At 29.0% G+C, this 14,128-nt stretch carries 17 protein-coding genes; 6 read left to right on the top strand and 11 right to left on the bottom strand.

What is annotated here, in order from left to right:
• The first annotated feature begins 5 nt into the window (after positions 1–5).
• On the top strand, positions 6–1,403 hold the full coding sequence (locus tag AC2D6T_RS10625; protein WP_484681479.1) for a TolC family protein: 1,398 nt from the start codon (positions 6–8) through the stop codon (positions 1,401–1,403).
• Between the two features lie 75 nt (positions 1,404–1,478).
• Here AC2D6T_RS10625 and AC2D6T_RS10620 read toward each other — a convergent pair whose 3' ends face one another.
• Complete coding sequence (locus AC2D6T_RS10620; RefSeq protein ID WP_298946808.1) at positions 1,479–1,679, bottom strand: helix-turn-helix transcriptional regulator; 201 nt, start codon at positions 1,677–1,679, stop codon at positions 1,479–1,481.
• Between the two features lies 1 nt (position 1,680).
• A complete protein-coding gene (locus tag AC2D6T_RS10615) occupies positions 1,681–2,076 on the bottom strand; it encodes a hypothetical protein (RefSeq protein WP_484681478.1) in 396 nt (131 codons plus the stop codon).
• Between the two features lie 168 nt (positions 2,077–2,244).
• On the opposite strand from AC2D6T_RS10615, the gene AC2D6T_RS10610 reads away from it, so the two are divergent.
• On the top strand, positions 2,245–2,661 hold the full coding sequence (locus AC2D6T_RS10610; protein WP_484681477.1) for a hypothetical protein: 417 nt from the start codon (positions 2,245–2,247) through the stop codon (positions 2,659–2,661).
• Between the two features lie 19 nt (positions 2,662–2,680).
• Here the strand turns inward: AC2D6T_RS10610 and AC2D6T_RS10605 are convergent, their stop codons facing one another.
• Genes AC2D6T_RS10605 through AC2D6T_RS10590 form a run of 4 tightly spaced genes read right to left on the bottom strand, consistent with a single transcriptional unit; the run spans position 2,681 to position 5,319 of the window.
• Entirely contained in the window at positions 2,681–3,139 is a 459-nt protein-coding gene (locus tag AC2D6T_RS10605) for a MaoC family dehydratase (RefSeq protein ID WP_438988430.1), read from the bottom strand.
• A gap of 1 nt (position 3,140) precedes the next feature.
• A complete protein-coding gene (locus AC2D6T_RS10600) occupies positions 3,141–3,770 on the bottom strand; it encodes a trimeric intracellular cation channel family protein (RefSeq protein ID WP_484681476.1) in 630 nt (209 codons plus the stop codon).
• Positions 3,771–4,889: a DEAD/DEAH box helicase gene (locus tag AC2D6T_RS10595; protein ID WP_484681475.1), complete on the bottom strand. Its 1,119-nt coding sequence runs from the start codon at positions 4,887–4,889 to the stop codon at positions 3,771–3,773.
• 34 nt (positions 4,890–4,923) lie between these two features.
• Positions 4,924–5,319 (bottom strand): acyl-CoA thioesterase, encoded by a 396-nt coding sequence (locus tag AC2D6T_RS10590; protein ID WP_438988433.1) that lies wholly within the window; start codon positions 5,317–5,319, stop codon positions 4,924–4,926.
• Between the two features lie 102 nt (positions 5,320–5,421).
• Here AC2D6T_RS10590 and AC2D6T_RS10585 point away from each other — a divergent pair, with 102 nt between their 5' ends.
• Positions 5,422–6,759 carry an MATE family efflux transporter gene (locus tag AC2D6T_RS10585; protein ID WP_484681474.1) on the top strand — a complete coding sequence of 446 codons (1,338 nt, stop codon included), beginning with the start codon at positions 5,422–5,424 and terminating at the stop codon, positions 6,757–6,759.
• Positions 6,760–6,880: 121 nt separating this feature from the next.
• On the opposite strand, the gene AC2D6T_RS10580 is transcribed toward AC2D6T_RS10585, so the two are convergent.
• Positions 6,881–7,555: a DUF2461 domain-containing protein gene (locus AC2D6T_RS10580; RefSeq protein ID WP_484681473.1), complete on the bottom strand. Its 675-nt coding sequence runs from the start codon at positions 7,553–7,555 to the stop codon at positions 6,881–6,883.
• Between the two features lie 35 nt (positions 7,556–7,590).
• Between AC2D6T_RS10580 and AC2D6T_RS10575 the strand changes: the two genes are divergently transcribed.
• The gene (locus tag AC2D6T_RS10575; RefSeq protein ID WP_484681472.1) at positions 7,591–8,430 is read left to right on the top strand and encodes a DUF1853 family protein; all 840 of its coding nucleotides are present in this window, start codon (positions 7,591–7,593) and stop codon (positions 8,428–8,430) included.
• 71 nt (positions 8,431–8,501) lie between these two features.
• On the opposite strand, the gene AC2D6T_RS10570 is transcribed toward AC2D6T_RS10575, so the two are convergent.
• Genes AC2D6T_RS10570 through AC2D6T_RS10555 form a run of 4 tightly spaced genes read right to left on the bottom strand, consistent with a single transcriptional unit; the run spans position 8,502 to position 12,812 of the window.
• Positions 8,502–9,614, bottom strand: coding sequence for an efflux RND transporter periplasmic adaptor subunit (locus AC2D6T_RS10570; protein WP_484681471.1), 1,113 nt, complete (start codon positions 9,612–9,614; stop codon positions 8,502–8,504).
• 23 nt (positions 9,615–9,637) lie between these two features.
• Positions 9,638–10,882, bottom strand: coding sequence for an ABC transporter permease (locus AC2D6T_RS10565; RefSeq protein WP_484681470.1), 1,245 nt, complete (start codon positions 10,880–10,882; stop codon positions 9,638–9,640).
• 2 nt (positions 10,883–10,884) lie between these two features.
• Positions 10,885–12,117 carry an ABC transporter permease gene (locus AC2D6T_RS10560; RefSeq protein WP_484681469.1) on the bottom strand — a complete coding sequence of 411 codons (1,233 nt, stop codon included), beginning with the start codon at positions 12,115–12,117 and terminating at the stop codon, positions 10,885–10,887.
• 2 nt (positions 12,118–12,119) lie between these two features.
• A complete protein-coding gene (locus AC2D6T_RS10555) occupies positions 12,120–12,812 on the bottom strand; it encodes an ABC transporter ATP-binding protein (protein WP_484681468.1) in 693 nt (230 codons plus the stop codon).
• A gap of 177 nt (positions 12,813–12,989) precedes the next feature.
• Between AC2D6T_RS10555 and AC2D6T_RS10550 the strand changes: the two genes are divergently transcribed.
• Together AC2D6T_RS10550 and AC2D6T_RS10545 are read left to right on the top strand one after the other, a co-directional pair.
• Entirely contained in the window at positions 12,990–13,406 is a 417-nt protein-coding gene (locus tag AC2D6T_RS10550; RefSeq protein WP_484681467.1) for a thiol-disulfide oxidoreductase DCC family protein, read from the top strand.
• Complete coding sequence (locus AC2D6T_RS10545; protein ID WP_484681466.1) at positions 13,407–14,063, top strand: HAD family hydrolase; 657 nt, start codon at positions 13,407–13,409, stop codon at positions 14,061–14,063.
• Positions 14,064–14,128: the final 65 nt, after the last annotated feature.

Here is a 14,128-nt window from a genome sequence, read left to right as displayed (position 1 = left end):
AAAACATGAAAAAGTATATTTTAATGCTGTTTTTGTTGATTTCTGCCAGTGTTTTTTCACAAGAAAAAGTTACTTCTGTAATGACGCTGTCTGAATATTTAGGCTATGTAAAAAGTTTTCATCCTATTGTAAAACAAGCCAACCTTGTAATTAACGAAAGTGAAGCAAAACTTTTAAAAGCAAGAGGTGCTTTTGACCCTAAAATAGAGGTAGATTTTGATAAAAAAGAATTTAAAGACAAAGAGTATTACAACAAACTAAATGCAGCTTTTAAAATACCTACCTATTATGGCTTAGAATTTAAGGCAAATTTTGAAAACAATGATGGCGTTTTTTTAAATCCTGAAGCAAACGTGCCAACAGACGGTTTGTACAGTGCTGGTGTTTCTGCTTCTTTATTAAAAGGTTTGTTAATTAACAAAAGAATGGCGTCTTTAAAACAAGCGAAACTATTTTTAAATCAAGCAAAGGAAGACCAACAAATAGTAGTAAATAATATATTGTACAATGCCTCTTTATCATACTTTACTTGGTTAAAAAATTATAATGAACAAAGGGTTTATAAAGAATTTTTAGAAAATGCTATTACTAGATTTAAATTAACAAAAAGAGCTTTTTTTGAAGGTGAAAAACCAGCCATAGATACTACAGAAGCAAAAATAACTTTAGATACAAGAAAGCTAAATTTAGAAAAAGCTAGAATTAAATTGGTAAAATCTTCATTAGAATTATCTAATTTTTTATGGCTGAATGATAACACTCCAGTAGAATTACAAGACAACATCCTACCCGATATAAATACTTTTAATTCTATTGATGATACCTTTAATATTGCTTTATTTAATAATGAAAATTTTGATATTAACAAGCACCCAAAAATAAGGTCTTTAGAGTTTAAAATTAAAAGCCTTGATGTAAATAGAAGATTTAAAATGAATAACTTATTACCAAATTTAGATGTGCAATATAATTTTTTGACTCAGAATAGAAATCAAATAAACACGCTGAATATGCAAGATTATAAAGCAAGTATTAAATTTAAACTCCCCTTATTTTTAAGAAAGGAACGAGGAGATTTAAAATTGGCTAACGTTAAATTGAATGATAAAAAATACGAAAATGAAGTAGCTAAACTTACTATTAAAAATAAAGTGTCGGGTATACAACAAGAGTTAGAATCATATATTTTACAAAACGATTTAACTGCTAATATTGTTAAAGATTATACCACCCTTTTAAAAGCAGAAGATAGAAAGTTCTTTTTAGGAGAAAGTTCTTTATTTTTAGTTAACTATAGAGAAGTAAAACTTATAGAAGCCAAATTAAAAGCTATAAAATTAGAAAACACCTTTTTTAAAACCAAAGCAAACTTGTTTAAAACCGCAGTTATTTCTATAAATTAATCATTTATTTTCGAATCTGTAAAAAACTTCACAAAGTTATTTTGTGAGGTCTTATATATAATTTATCTGAGAAACCTAATCTTCTTCTTCTAAAGTAAAAAAATCGTTTACGGGTATATTAAAAATAGTAGAGAGTTTTAATGCCAATACTGTAGAAGGAACATACCTGTTTTTTTCGATAGAATTAATGGTTTGTCTTGATACTCCTATTTTTTTCGCCAAATCATCTTGTGTTAATCCTAAAATGGCTCTTTGTACTTTTAATGTGTTTTTCATCTTAGTTATTCATTCTTTTCAATTGCCAAAAAAAAAGCAATTGCACAATTAACATAAAAAACAATACTTGAAAATAACTAAAACTAGATAATGTATCATCTTGATTTAACAGAGTAGCCACTGCATAATTAATGGCAGGTTGTACTAAAGAATAAACAATTGCTAAAATAAAAGCCAATCTATAAGACTGAGAACGTAAACTATCTAAATACTCATCTTCTATTTTTTCTTTAGATAATGAAATGATTAATAAGCCAATTAACAGTGTTCCCTGTAAAATTGTACGAATCCATTCTGAATCTTCAATATATTTTCTTAAAATCATTAAAAGAAAAGCACCTATTGCAATAATATGTCCTGCTTTTTTATATGGATTCCCAAGTTGGAATTTATTCATTTTTTGAAGTTGTTTTCTTTCTCTTTCACAAATAGTTGATTTAGACATCGTATTTTATTTTACAATTAGACAAGTTTATTTTATATAATGACAAATATACTTTACATTTTTGAATTAATCAATTTATTTTGACTAAATTTAAAAGAACAAACAACGAAACTTATTATTATGACTCCTAACAAAAAAACACCAAGACCCTTTTGGATCATTGGTCCTATCGCCCTCCTTTGGAATTTAATGGGTGCAATTGCTTATTTAATGCAAGCATTTATTACAGATGCACAAATTGCGACTTTACCTAAAGATCAACAAGCCCTTTATTTAATTGAACACCCTGCTTGGTATACAGCTTTGTTTGCACTGGCTGTTTTTGTAGGTACTTTAGCTTGTATTGTACTTTTATTAAAAAAGAAGTTTGCCTATCAATTATTTTTAATTTCTGGTATTTGTGCCATTGTACAACAAGGTTACTTATTAACAAACATAGCACTACCAAGTGTTATAATGCCTGTTATGATTATAGTAATCTCGCTCTTTTTAATTTGGTATTCGAAAAAATGCGTTCAAGATGGCATTTTAAATTAAAAAATGCAGTAGCCCTTTTTTATTCAAACAATGCAGCAATAAACTCAGCTACACAAGCTGGTTTTGCTGCATTTTTAATTTCTATTGTACAAGAAAAAGTAACTTTAATTCCGTTATTATCTAAATCTTCAATTTTCTTAACAGTAGTATGTATTCTTAATTGACTGTTTACAGGAACAGGATTTGGGAAACGAACTCTATTCAATCCATAGTTTAAGCCCATTTTTAAACTTCTAATACTAAAAACATCTTCTAAAAGTTTGGAAATCATAGCAACAGACATAAAACCATGAGCAATCGTACTTTTAAAAGGAGTCTCCTTCTCTGCTCTAGCTTCATCAACATGAATCCATTGTTTGTCTAGAGTTGCATTGGCAAAATCATTTATCATTTGTTGAGAAACGGTATACCAATTTCCTGTTGGTAAATCTTTACCAAGCATTGTTTTAAAATCGGCAATCGTATCAAATGTTCTCATTTTATTTGTTTGATTTTGTAAAAATATCGTCTTTAATTTTAGGAAGTTCTAAATGAAACTTTATAGCAATTACTCTAATTACAACCACAACAGATACGGCTATCATAAAATTTAGTTGATTATCTACATGTAAAGATTTTAAAATTAAAAAAACGATTCCGCCAGCTAAACAAGCAGAGGCATAAATTTCTTTTTCAAAAATCAAAGGTACTTTATTGGTTAAAACATCTCTTAAAACCCCACCAAAAACAGCAGAAGTCATCCCCATAATTAAAGCTATGATTGGGTGCAAATTGTAAGACAATCCTTTTTGTAAACCTAACAATGTAAAAACACCTAAACCAACAGTATCAAACAAAAACATGGTTTTACTTAAAGGTAAAATTTTACTTTTAAATAAAATAGTGGTTATTACAGCAATAAAAATAGTGTATAAATAGTTTAAATCTCCAATCCAATTTATTGGGTGTGCATTAATTAATAAATCTCTTAGCATACCGCCACCAACAGCAGTTACAAAAGCAATTATTAAAACCCCGAATAAATCGAACTTTTTATCAGAAGCAACCAAGGCACCACTTACTGCAAAAGCAAAAGTTCCTAAAATATCTAAAATGTAAATAACATCCATTTACGTAGTAATTTCGGTAAACTTTATGTTTAATTCTTTTTGAATTTCGTGTATTCTAGGTAATTCGCTTGGTAAAATAAAAGCAATAGAATTTCCTGTTTTTCCTGCTCTAGCAGTTCTACCACTTCTGTGTGTATAATACTCTAATTGTTCTGGTAATTGATGATGAATAATAAATTCTAAACCTCTTACATCTATACCTCTAGCCGAAACATCTGTAGATATTAAATACTGCATGCTACCGTTTTTAAAAGCTCTCATGGCTTTTTCACGATCTCTTTGCTGCATATCTCCTTCTAAAGCTCCTACAGAAAAACCTTTTTCTTTTAGTTGATTGTACAAGTTTTGAACGCCTAATTTTGTTCTACAAAAAATAATACCTCTTTCTGTACCTCTTTTTTCTATGTAAGCAACAATATCATTTGTTTTTTGCTTGAGGGTTGTTTTTACATATTGATGCCTTATGTTTTCGTTTACCAAAGAGTTTCTATTAATTTCTACTCTTGGCGAATTAGAATCCATGTAAGTTTTTATAATTCTTTGAATTTCTTCTGGCATTGTTGCAGAAAACAACCATGTGTTTCTTTGCCCAGTTGTAAACTTTAAAATTCTATTTAAATCTTGTTTAAAACCCATAGACAACATTTCGTCTGCTTCGTCTAAAACCAACGTTTTTATATTACTGATGTCTATTTCTCCTCGTTCAATTAAATCTACCAATCTACCAGGTGTTGCAATTACAACATGTGTAGTTCTTTGTAAGTTTTTAATTTGGATGTCAATTTTTTCGCCACCAAAAACGGCTTCTAAAAAGATTTTATCGTTACAATATTTTGTGAATTTAAAAAGTTGCTTTTTTATTTGTTGCACCAACTCTCTCGTTGGCGATAAAATTAAGGCTTGTATTTCATCTTTTTTAGCATCAATATTTTGTAATATTGGTAATCCAAAAGCTGCAGTTTTACCTGTACCTGTTTGTGCTAAACCTACAAAATCGGTTTTAGAATTTAATAAAATTGGTATGGCTTTTTCTTGAATTTCAGATGGAATTTTAATTCCCAATTCGTTTAACCCTTTTATATATTCTTTTTGAATGCCTAAATCTAAAAATGTACTCATAACTAATCTTTCTTAATAAGTTACAAAGATACTTTTATTTAGGTGGCTGCAATACATTTAGCACGTTTTCTCTAATTCTAGATGGCTTATAAGTTTCTGCATCTAACATGCCCCAAATTGTTTTAGCTTTTACCAACACATCATTGTTTTTATAAAACTCCATATAACGTTCAGATTTAAAACCTTTGGTTTCTCCTACCCAAGTTTTTACTGTAATTTTATCACCTAAAACGGCTTGTTTTACATAATCTATCTCATGTCTTAATACAACCCAAATAAACTGAGGTAAAGGGTTATTTCTGGTTAAAAATGCCCAATGCTCAAACGCAACCTTATCCATCCATTTTACATAAACTACATTATTTACATGATTTAAAACGTCTATATCTTCTAAATTTACAACTATTTCTAGTTCAAAAATATCTTTCATTATTCCTTTTTTACAAACTTATCATTTTAAATAATTGTATAATAATTATTGATGATAGAATTCCGTTCAACTTCTAATTTATGTTGATATTTGGAAAATCATATGAACAAATTAGCAAGCGATTTAGGTACCGGAAAAATTAGCAAATTATTGATAAAACAAGCAGTTCCTGCAACTATAGGGATTCTTGTAATGTCTTTAAACATGATTGTAGACACCATTTTTGTAGGAAAATGGATTGGTGTTTTAGCAATTGCAGCCATTACAGTAGTTTTGCCTATTGCATTTTTAATTTCTTCTATTGGAATGGGTATTGGAATTGGTGGAAGTTCTATAATTTCTAGGTCTTTAGGTGCAAACAACTACGAAAAAGCATTTTTAACTTTCGGAAATCAAATTTGTTTAACAGTCATTTTAGCCATTACATTTGTTTTACTTGGCAACCTTTTTAGTGTACCAATTTTAAATTTATTTGGTGCAAAAGGCGATATTTTACCAATTGCATCAGACTATTTTAGTGTGATTATTTATGGAGTTCCCTTTTTAGCTTTTGCAATGATGGGAAACCCTACGATTAGAGCAGAAGGAAAACCAAAATTTGCTATGTATGCTATGATGATTCCTGCTGTGCTAAATATTTTGTTAGATATTTTATTTATTAAAGTATTTAATTGGGGTATGTGGGGCGCTGGTTTGGCAACTTCTTTGTCTTTTGCAAGTTGTGGTTTGTATATTTTATATTTCTTTTTATCTTCTAAAAGTGAACTACAAATAATTCCTAAAAACTTTAAATTAGACCATAAAATTGTAAGAGAAATTGTTGAATTAGGTGGTGTTTCTGTAGTTAGGCAAGGAGCTGTTAGCATATTAATGATTGTATTAAATTATTCTTTATATAAATACGGAGGAGAAATTTCTATAGCAATTTTTGGAATTATCAACAGAGTAATGATGTTTGCACTATCTCCTGTTTTAGGGGTTTCTCAAGGATTTTTACCTGTGGCTGGTTTTAATATTGGTGCAAAAAAAAATGATAGAATAAAAGATACCATTAAAATATCTGTGTATTTTGGAAGCATTATTGGTACCATTATCTTTTTAGGAATTGTATTTTTTAAAGAAGAAATTATTTGGGTATTTACCAATGATGCCACTTTATTATCTGAAACACCTAATGCAATGCTTATTGTTTTTTTAGCAACTCCAATTGTTACGATGCAATTAATAGGTTCTGCTTATTTTCAGGCAGCTGGAAAAGCAATACCTGCATTAATTTTAACACTTTTAAAACAAGGATTTTTTTTAATTCCACTAGCCTATTTTTTACCAAAGTATTATGGTGTAAATGGTGTTTGGTGGTCTTTTCCAATAGCAGACATCTTATCTACAGTCATTACAATTTTGGTTTTAAAACGAGAAGTTGATAAGAATTTGAACTAATTCTGTTAATTTTGAAGATGGAAGATTGAAGCTGGAAGCTGGAAGTTGGGAGTTGGGAGTTGGGAGTTAAAAATTTCACTACTTTAAAACTTCACAACTTTGCAACTTTGCAACTTTAAAACTAAAGAATACTTTCACCGTTTAAATTAGTGGTTAAAATATCACTGAACAAATTAAAAAAAGGGCGTAAAGCTTTGTAACTTTTATCTACTTCTACAATAAAGTTTTCTGATAATACTTCTTTATCTGTAAAGTTTTTAACAGCTATAAACCCTTTTTTACGTAATAAATCTATATCTGGATGTGCTTTATCAAAACCTCTTGGAGCCGTTTTTAATTCGCCAAAACTTTCAAACTTACTACCAAAATGTTTTTTAAAATTTTTATCCTCTAAAATTTCTCTAATTTCAGAAGCATCTAATTCTATCTCTTTTCTAATTCTAAATAAATCTTCTTTATTTGGTTCCCAAAAACCACCTGCTAAAAAAGATTCTCCTGGTCTTATTCTTAAAAAGTAACCACCCCTTAAAGCTGCACCTAATCTAGAATACGAGTTGGCAAAATGAGCTTTATAAGGTGTTTTATCTTTAGAAAAACGAACATCTCTATAAATACGCATCATCTTAGATTTTTCAATTTCATCGTGTTTTTGCAAATTAGTATGTATTGCCGCAAATACCTCTTTTGCATTTTTTTGTGCTTTTAAATACGTTTCTTTATTGTCTGTAAACCAATCTCTATTATTATTTTTCTGAAGGTTTTCTAAAAATTGAAATGTTGTTTTTTGTATTTGCATTTTTTTGTTGTTATTAAAAAGTTCAATTTACAAAATTGATTTGTAACTTCGATTTTGAGATGCATCAAAAAACGAAAGACATACAAAAAAGATACGAAGGTTACTTACAGACTGCTTCTTTATGGAAAAATAATGCTGTTTTTAACTTAGAACAATTTAAAATCGATTCTAGATCAAAGAAAATAACTATTAATATTGATGAGAATTTGCGTTTAGGAAAATATGTAGAACGTTTTGTATCCTTCGAATTATCTCAAAAATCAACCATAAATATGATTGCTGAAAACATTCAAATTCAGCAAGAAAAAAGAACATTAGGCGAATTAGATTGTATTCTTTTAAAAGATGACATACCCATACATTTAGAAATAATTTATAAGTTTTATCTATATGATGTTTCAATTGGCAATACTGAAATAGAACATTTTATTGGCCCTAATAGAAAAGATAGTCTTTTAGAAAAATTAACAAAACTAAAAGAAAAACAGTTGCCACTTCTCTACTCTAAAGAATGTTCAGAATATGTATCAAGTTTAAATTTAAATCCAAAAAATATAGCACAACAAGTTTATTTTAAAGCGCAACTTTTTGTACCTTTTTTTAATAGACACATACAACTTAAAAAGCTAAACACAATTTGTATTGTTGGGTTTTACATCAATTATAAGGAGCTTCCTCTTTTTTCTGATTGTAAGTTTTTTATTCCTGTTAAAAAAGATTGGCTCATAATTCCACATAAAAATGTAGATTGGCAATCTTTTGTAAGTTTTAAAAAAAGTTCTAGAGAATATTTGGATAGAAATTTTTCTCCACTTTGTTGGCTTAAAAAGACAAATGGTGAACTAGAAAAATTCTTTTTGGTTTGGTGGTTATAGGAGTGAGAATTGGTATGAAAAAAAGGAAACTAAAATTAGTTTCCTTTTTTTTTAAATTTTAATACTAAGTCTTAATTATTTGATTTTTCTTCTTTCTTAGAAACTTTATTCCAAATTTTTATTTCATCATCTTTAGTAACTCCCTCTAAAATTTGAACATTTACGCCATCAGAAGTTCCTAATTTTATGGTTTTCTTTTCATAAGAACCTTCACCTGTTTTTACTTCTACATAAGGCTTTTCTGTTTTTTTATCAAATTTTAAAAGAGCTTCTTTTATTGCTAACACACTGTCTTTTTTCTCTAAAACAATATCTGCATTAGCACTATAACCTGCTCTGATAAAGTATTTATCATCTAATGACACATCAGCTTTTATTTTAAATTGAACCGCACCAGCTTCCTCTGTTCCTTTTGGAGCAATAAAATTTAATTTTGCTGGAAACTTTTTTCCTTCAATAGCACCTATAGATACTTCTATATCTGAACCTTTTAATAATTTTCCAACTTCAGATTCATCTACTTTCCCTTCAAAAATCATTTTATTCATATCTGCAATAGAGGCAATGGTTGTACCTGCATTAAAATTGTTAGACTGAATTACCTGATCTCCTTCTTTTACAGGGATTTCTAAAATAGTACCAGACATTTGTGCAATTATATTTGTGTTAGCTGAAGCACCTGAGCCAGCAGAACCTCTTTTTATAATTTGAAAATCGTTCTGAGCATTTTTTAAATCTTGCTTTGCTTGGTTGTAAGTTAGTTCTACATTTTCAAATTCTGCTCTTGGTATTACTCCTTTATCGAACAAATTTTTACTTCTTTTGTAAGAAATTTCTGCATTACTCAATCTAATTTTTGTATTGTCTACCCTACCTTTTGCACTAATTAAAGATTGCTCATTAGGCACTACTCTTACAGTTGCAATTAAATCTCCTTTTTTAACTTTAGAACCTTCTAGTAATACTATTTTATCTATAATACCTGTTATTTGAGGCTTAATTTCAATTTCCTCTAAAGGTATAACTTTACCGGTAGCTACTGTTTTTTTAACAATAGTTGTTCTAAATGGTGTTTCAGTTTCGTACTCTACAATACTTTTTTTATTCTTTTTTCCGAACCAAATAAGTGCTGCAATAAAACCTATTGCAATAATTATTAAAATAATTTTTGATCTTTTACTCATGATTTGTTGTTAATTGATTGTATTTACTCTTCTCTTAATGCTTCTATTGGTTTTACTATTGTTGCCATATGTGCAGGAATTAATCCTATTAGGGTTCCCAAAATTATTAAAGTAGCAAAGGCAATAAATATAATAGGTATATTTACAGTTGGATTTATTAAAGCTGCATCTTCTCCTTGTCCAAAGGTAGCATCTATTAAAAACAAAACTAAACTCCCAAAAATAATACCCAACATACCTGCAATGGTTGTTAAAAAAACCGATTCTAAAATAATTTGCTGTCTTATACTTTTAGGAGTTGCTCCTAAAGCTCTTCTAATACCTATCTCTTTGGTACGTTCTTTAACTGTGATTAATAAAATATTTCCAATTGCAAAAACACCTGCAATTAAAGTGGCTATACCTACAAACCAAGTTAAAAACTGCATTCCTGTTAAAAAACCTGTTACTTTTCCAATCTCTTTTCCTAAATTGACACTTCCAAAAGCTCTTTCATCTTCTGGATGTACTTTATGAAGTCCTTTTAAAGTCAATAAGATGTCTTTTTCCATTTGCTCTATGTTGGTGCCTTCATTTGCTGTAATCATCATCCAGTCTACTTTATTGGCAGTATTGTATACTTTTTTGAAAGTTGTAAATGGTATATAAGCTGTATCTCCATCAAAATCTATAGTATTTGAAGGTTTATACACTCCAATCACCTGATAACTTATACTATTAATTTTTACATATTGTCCTATGGGAAACTCCTCTTTGTCAAACAATTGTTTGTACATATCTTCAGATATTACAGTAACTTTTGCAATGTTTTGAATATCGTTTTCATTTAAAAAACGCCCATAAATCAATTGTTTTTTCTGTATTTTATCTAATACTGGATAGTCTCCACTTACTCTAAAATCTCCAGATTTAAAATCTTTTATAATTAAATTGTTCGTTTGATTTCTTGGGGCTAACAATTTGATTTCATCTTTATATTCAGAGTTCAAAACTTGAATATCATTCATAGTAAGTCTAAACCTTCTACCTTCCTGAAAACCTTTAAAAGGTGTATCTGTAGATTGTGTCCAAACAAAAACACTATTGGTTGCAAAATTTCCAAACAGTTTATTAAAACCATTTTCCATACCTCTTGCTGCACCTAAAAGAACTACTAAAAGGAAAATTCCCCATAGAACACCAATTATAGTAATTGCAGTTCTTACTTTATTTTTACGAATGCTTCCGTAAATTTCTTGCCAAGTATCTGAATCGAATAAAAATTTCATAGTTAATCTGCTCTTAATGCTACAATTGGTTTAATATTTGCTGCTTTTTTTGCTGGTAAATAACCTGCAATTAAACCAGATAGAATAAGTACAATTGTTGCTCCAATTACAATTCCTGGGCTAACACTTGGATCTTTAATAAAGTATTCTTCTTCTAGACTATTTCCTATTAAACTTAAAATGTAAGTTCCTAAAGAAAGACCAAAGTAGCCTGCTAAAGCGGTTATAAGTATCGATTCTTGTACAACCATTGCTACGATAGAGGATGGTTTTGCACCTAGGGCTTTTCTAATTCCGAATTCTTTAGTTCGTTCTTTTATCACAAAAATCATAATATTAGAAATACCAATAATACCCGCAATTAAAGTTCCAGATCCTATTAATATAACAATTGCATATAAAATACCCATAAATTGCCCAACACCTTTATTAGCTTCTGCCATATTTCTAACAGATAAAGCGCTTTGATCATCTGGATGAATATTTAGTTTATTTCGTAAATCTCTTTCTAATTGATTACCAAAAGCTACTGCTGCATCTAAACTTAAATCAGGATTATAACCTAAAGCTATCTGGCTTATATAATCATTATTACCATACATTCTTTGTGCTGTAGATAAAGGTATAAATGCTTTTCTTTCTTCGTTATCTCCACCATCGTCAGAAAAAACACCAATAATTAAAAATGAACTCCCATTCATATTTACTCGTTTTCCGAGAGCTGGTCTTTCCCCAAATAAATCCTTTTTTATCAACCTACCAATTACAATAACTTTAGAAGCTTCTCTAAGATCTCTTTCGTTCAAATACCTTCCCTCATTTATTATTGTTTTTTCTAAAAACTGATGATCTGGATTTACAGCCATTACGGTATATGAACTTGCCTCGCTTTTATATTTTATAGAAAAGTTTTTATAAATTCTAGAAGATTGATATTCTATTTTACTCGCATATTCTTCAGTTACATAGTTGTAGTCACTATTTTTTAATTGAACCCTTCTACCCGTCTGTAAACCTTTATAGGGTTTAGAGGTTTTCCAAACTCGTACAAACATGGCATTTTGAGCATCGTCTGCAAAAGCACTTTTAAAAGAATTGCTTAATCCACTTACGATGCCAAATAACAAAGTAAAAAGTAAAATTGCAAATGCAACTGTAAAACCAGACATTACAGAACGTAGTCTATTTTTATTTATACTCTGAAAAATTTCTCTCCACCTATCTAAATCAAACATAATTAAACTGCCTTAGATGCTTTTGTTAACTCGTCGCTAATAATTAAACCATCTTTTAAACGAACTATTCTTTTGGTCTGTTCTGCAACTTCTTCTTCGTGCGTAATTACAAAAACAGTCATTCCTTCGTCATTAATATCTTTTAATAAATCCATTACAGAGTCTGTTGTTGTAGAATCTAATGCTCCTGTAGGTTCATCTGCTAAAACAACTTTAGGTTTGGTTACCAATGCTCTTGCAATAGCCACACGTTGTTTTTGTCCACCAGAGAGTTCGTTAGGTAAGTGATTTGCCCAATCTTTTAACCCTACTTTTTCTAAATAATCTAAAGCAACCTTTAAACGCTCTTTTCTATTCATCCCCTTGTAATATAGAGGTAAAGCAACATTTTCTAGAGCTGTTTTGTATGAGATTAAGTTAAAAGATTGAAATACGAACCCTAAGAATTTATTACGTAACAAAGCCGCTTTTTTCTCATTCATATCTTTTATCAACTGACCATTTAAATAGTAAGACCCTTCATCATGTACGTCTAACAAACCAACAATATTCAGTAAAGTAGATTTTCCTGATCCAGAAGACCCCATAATTGATACGAATTCGCCTTCTTTTATGTGTAAATCAATTCCTTTTAATACATGTAAAGAATCTTTTCCAATAGGATAAGATTTGTGTAATTTTTCTATTTTAATCATTCGTTGGTTATTTAAAATATAAAAGTATTGAATGCTATTGACTGTACTTATTAATAATATGTTAAAAGCAAATTTTCTCTACAATTACAACCATAAGACGTATCAAAATAAAAAATGTTACAAGATTTTTAGAAAAAGTTAAAGTATCTTTGTTAAAATAAATTTTAAAGTGATTAAATGGTTTCTATTGCTAAAGATAAAAAGGTAATTTTGTTTGATGGAGTTTGTAATTTATGTAATAATTTTGTTGCAAAAGTGATTCGTTTTGACAAAAAAAACACATTTTTATTTGCTGCAATACAATCTAAATCTGGACAAGAAATTTTAGCTTATTTAAACATTGATACTACAAAAACAGATTCAATAATTTTATATGAACCTGGTGTTTCTTATGAGATAAAATCTACAGCAGCTTTAAAAATTATGAGTAATTTTGAAGGTTTATGGAAACTAACTCAAATTGGTTGGGTTTTTCCAGAGCTTTTTAGAAATTACATTTACGATTTTATAGCAAAAAACAGATATCATTGGTTTGGTAAAAAAGACAATTGTATGATACCAACTCCAGAAATAAAAGCAAAATTTTTAGATTAAATGAATTTTCCCAAAAAAATAAATTGTATCATATTTGATATGGATGGCGTTATTATCGATTCTGAAGAAATCCATAAAAAAGCGTATTACGAAACTTACAAGTATTTAGGTGTAAACGTTTCAGAAGATTTATACAAATCATTTACTGGGTCTTCTACCATTAATGCTTTTCAAAGATTGGTGGCTCATTTTAATTTAGATAACAATCCAGAAGATTTAGTAATCTATAAAAGAGAAAGATATGTAAACTATTTTGAAAACGACCCAAATTTAAGTTTGGTAAGTGGTGTAGAAGAACTTATAAAACACCTATATAACAAAGGTTACACTTTAATTTTAGCATCTTCTTCTGCAATGATAAATATAGATCGTGTTTTTAACAGATTTAAGCTAAATTCTTATTTTAAAGGAAAAATTAGTGGCGCAGATTTAGCTAAAAGCAAACCACATCCAGAAATTTTTGAAAAAGCAGCTCTTTTAGCAAAAACACCTAAAGAAAACTGTATTGTTATAGAAGATTCTGATAATGGTATAAAAGCCGCAAACGATGCTGGTATTTTTGTTTTTGGATACGCAAATATTTTATCTGAAGGACAAACGCTAGAAAATGCAGATGCAGTTATTCATCATTTTAAAGAAATAAAGGAGTTTTTGTAAATAGATTGTTTAAAAATCAACAAGAATTAAAAGCCTTTATTGTAGAATCAATAAAAATAGTAAAG

The sequence above is a fragment of the Polaribacter sp. YIW18 genome (assembly GCF_057219325.1).
The sequence above is the reverse complement of the archived record's forward strand: the minus strand, read 5'-3'. Positions and strand labels throughout refer to the sequence as shown.

Bases quoted from the DNA above. Each gene is read 5' to 3' on its own strand.
- AC2D6T_RS10625 (WP_484681479.1), top strand. From the start codon at position 6: ATGAAAAAGTATATTTTAATGCTGTTTTTGTTGATTTCTGCCAGTGTT.
- AC2D6T_RS10620 (WP_298946808.1), bottom strand. From the start codon at position 1,679: ATGAAAAACACATTAAAAGTACAAAGAGCCATTTTAGGATTAACACAA.
- AC2D6T_RS10615 (WP_484681478.1), bottom strand. From the start codon at position 2,076: ATGAATAAATTCCAACTTGGGAATCCATATAAAAAAGCAGGACATATT.
- AC2D6T_RS10610 (WP_484681477.1), top strand. From the start codon at position 2,245: ATGACTCCTAACAAAAAAACACCAAGACCCTTTTGGATCATTGGTCCT.
- AC2D6T_RS10605 (WP_438988430.1), bottom strand. From the start codon at position 3,139: ATGAGAACATTTGATACGATTGCCGATTTTAAAACAATGCTTGGTAAA.
- AC2D6T_RS10600 (WP_484681476.1), bottom strand. From the start codon at position 3,770: ATGGATGTTATTTACATTTTAGATATTTTAGGAACTTTTGCTTTTGCA.
- AC2D6T_RS10595 (WP_484681475.1), bottom strand. From the start codon at position 4,889: ATGAGTACATTTTTAGATTTAGGCATTCAAAAAGAATATATAAAAGGG.
- AC2D6T_RS10590 (WP_438988433.1), bottom strand. From the start codon at position 5,319: ATGAAAGATATTTTTGAACTAGAAATAGTTGTAAATTTAGAAGATATA.
- AC2D6T_RS10585 (WP_484681474.1), top strand. From the start codon at position 5,422: ATGAACAAATTAGCAAGCGATTTAGGTACCGGAAAAATTAGCAAATTA.
- AC2D6T_RS10580 (WP_484681473.1), bottom strand. From the start codon at position 7,555: ATGCAAATACAAAAAACAACATTTCAATTTTTAGAAAACCTTCAGAAA.
- AC2D6T_RS10570 (WP_484681471.1), bottom strand. From the start codon at position 9,614: ATGAGTAAAAGATCAAAAATTATTTTAATAATTATTGCAATAGGTTTT.
- AC2D6T_RS10565 (WP_484681470.1), bottom strand. From the start codon at position 10,882: ATGAAATTTTTATTCGATTCAGATACTTGGCAAGAAATTTACGGAAGC.
- AC2D6T_RS10560 (WP_484681469.1), bottom strand. From the start codon at position 12,117: ATGTTTGATTTAGATAGGTGGAGAGAAATTTTTCAGAGTATAAATAAA.
- AC2D6T_RS10555 (WP_484681468.1), bottom strand. From the start codon at position 12,812: ATGATTAAAATAGAAAAATTACACAAATCTTATCCTATTGGAAAAGAT.
- AC2D6T_RS10550 (WP_484681467.1), top strand. From the start codon at position 12,990: ATGGTTTCTATTGCTAAAGATAAAAAGGTAATTTTGTTTGATGGAGTT.
- AC2D6T_RS10545 (WP_484681466.1), top strand. From the start codon at position 13,407: ATGAATTTTCCCAAAAAAATAAATTGTATCATATTTGATATGGATGGC.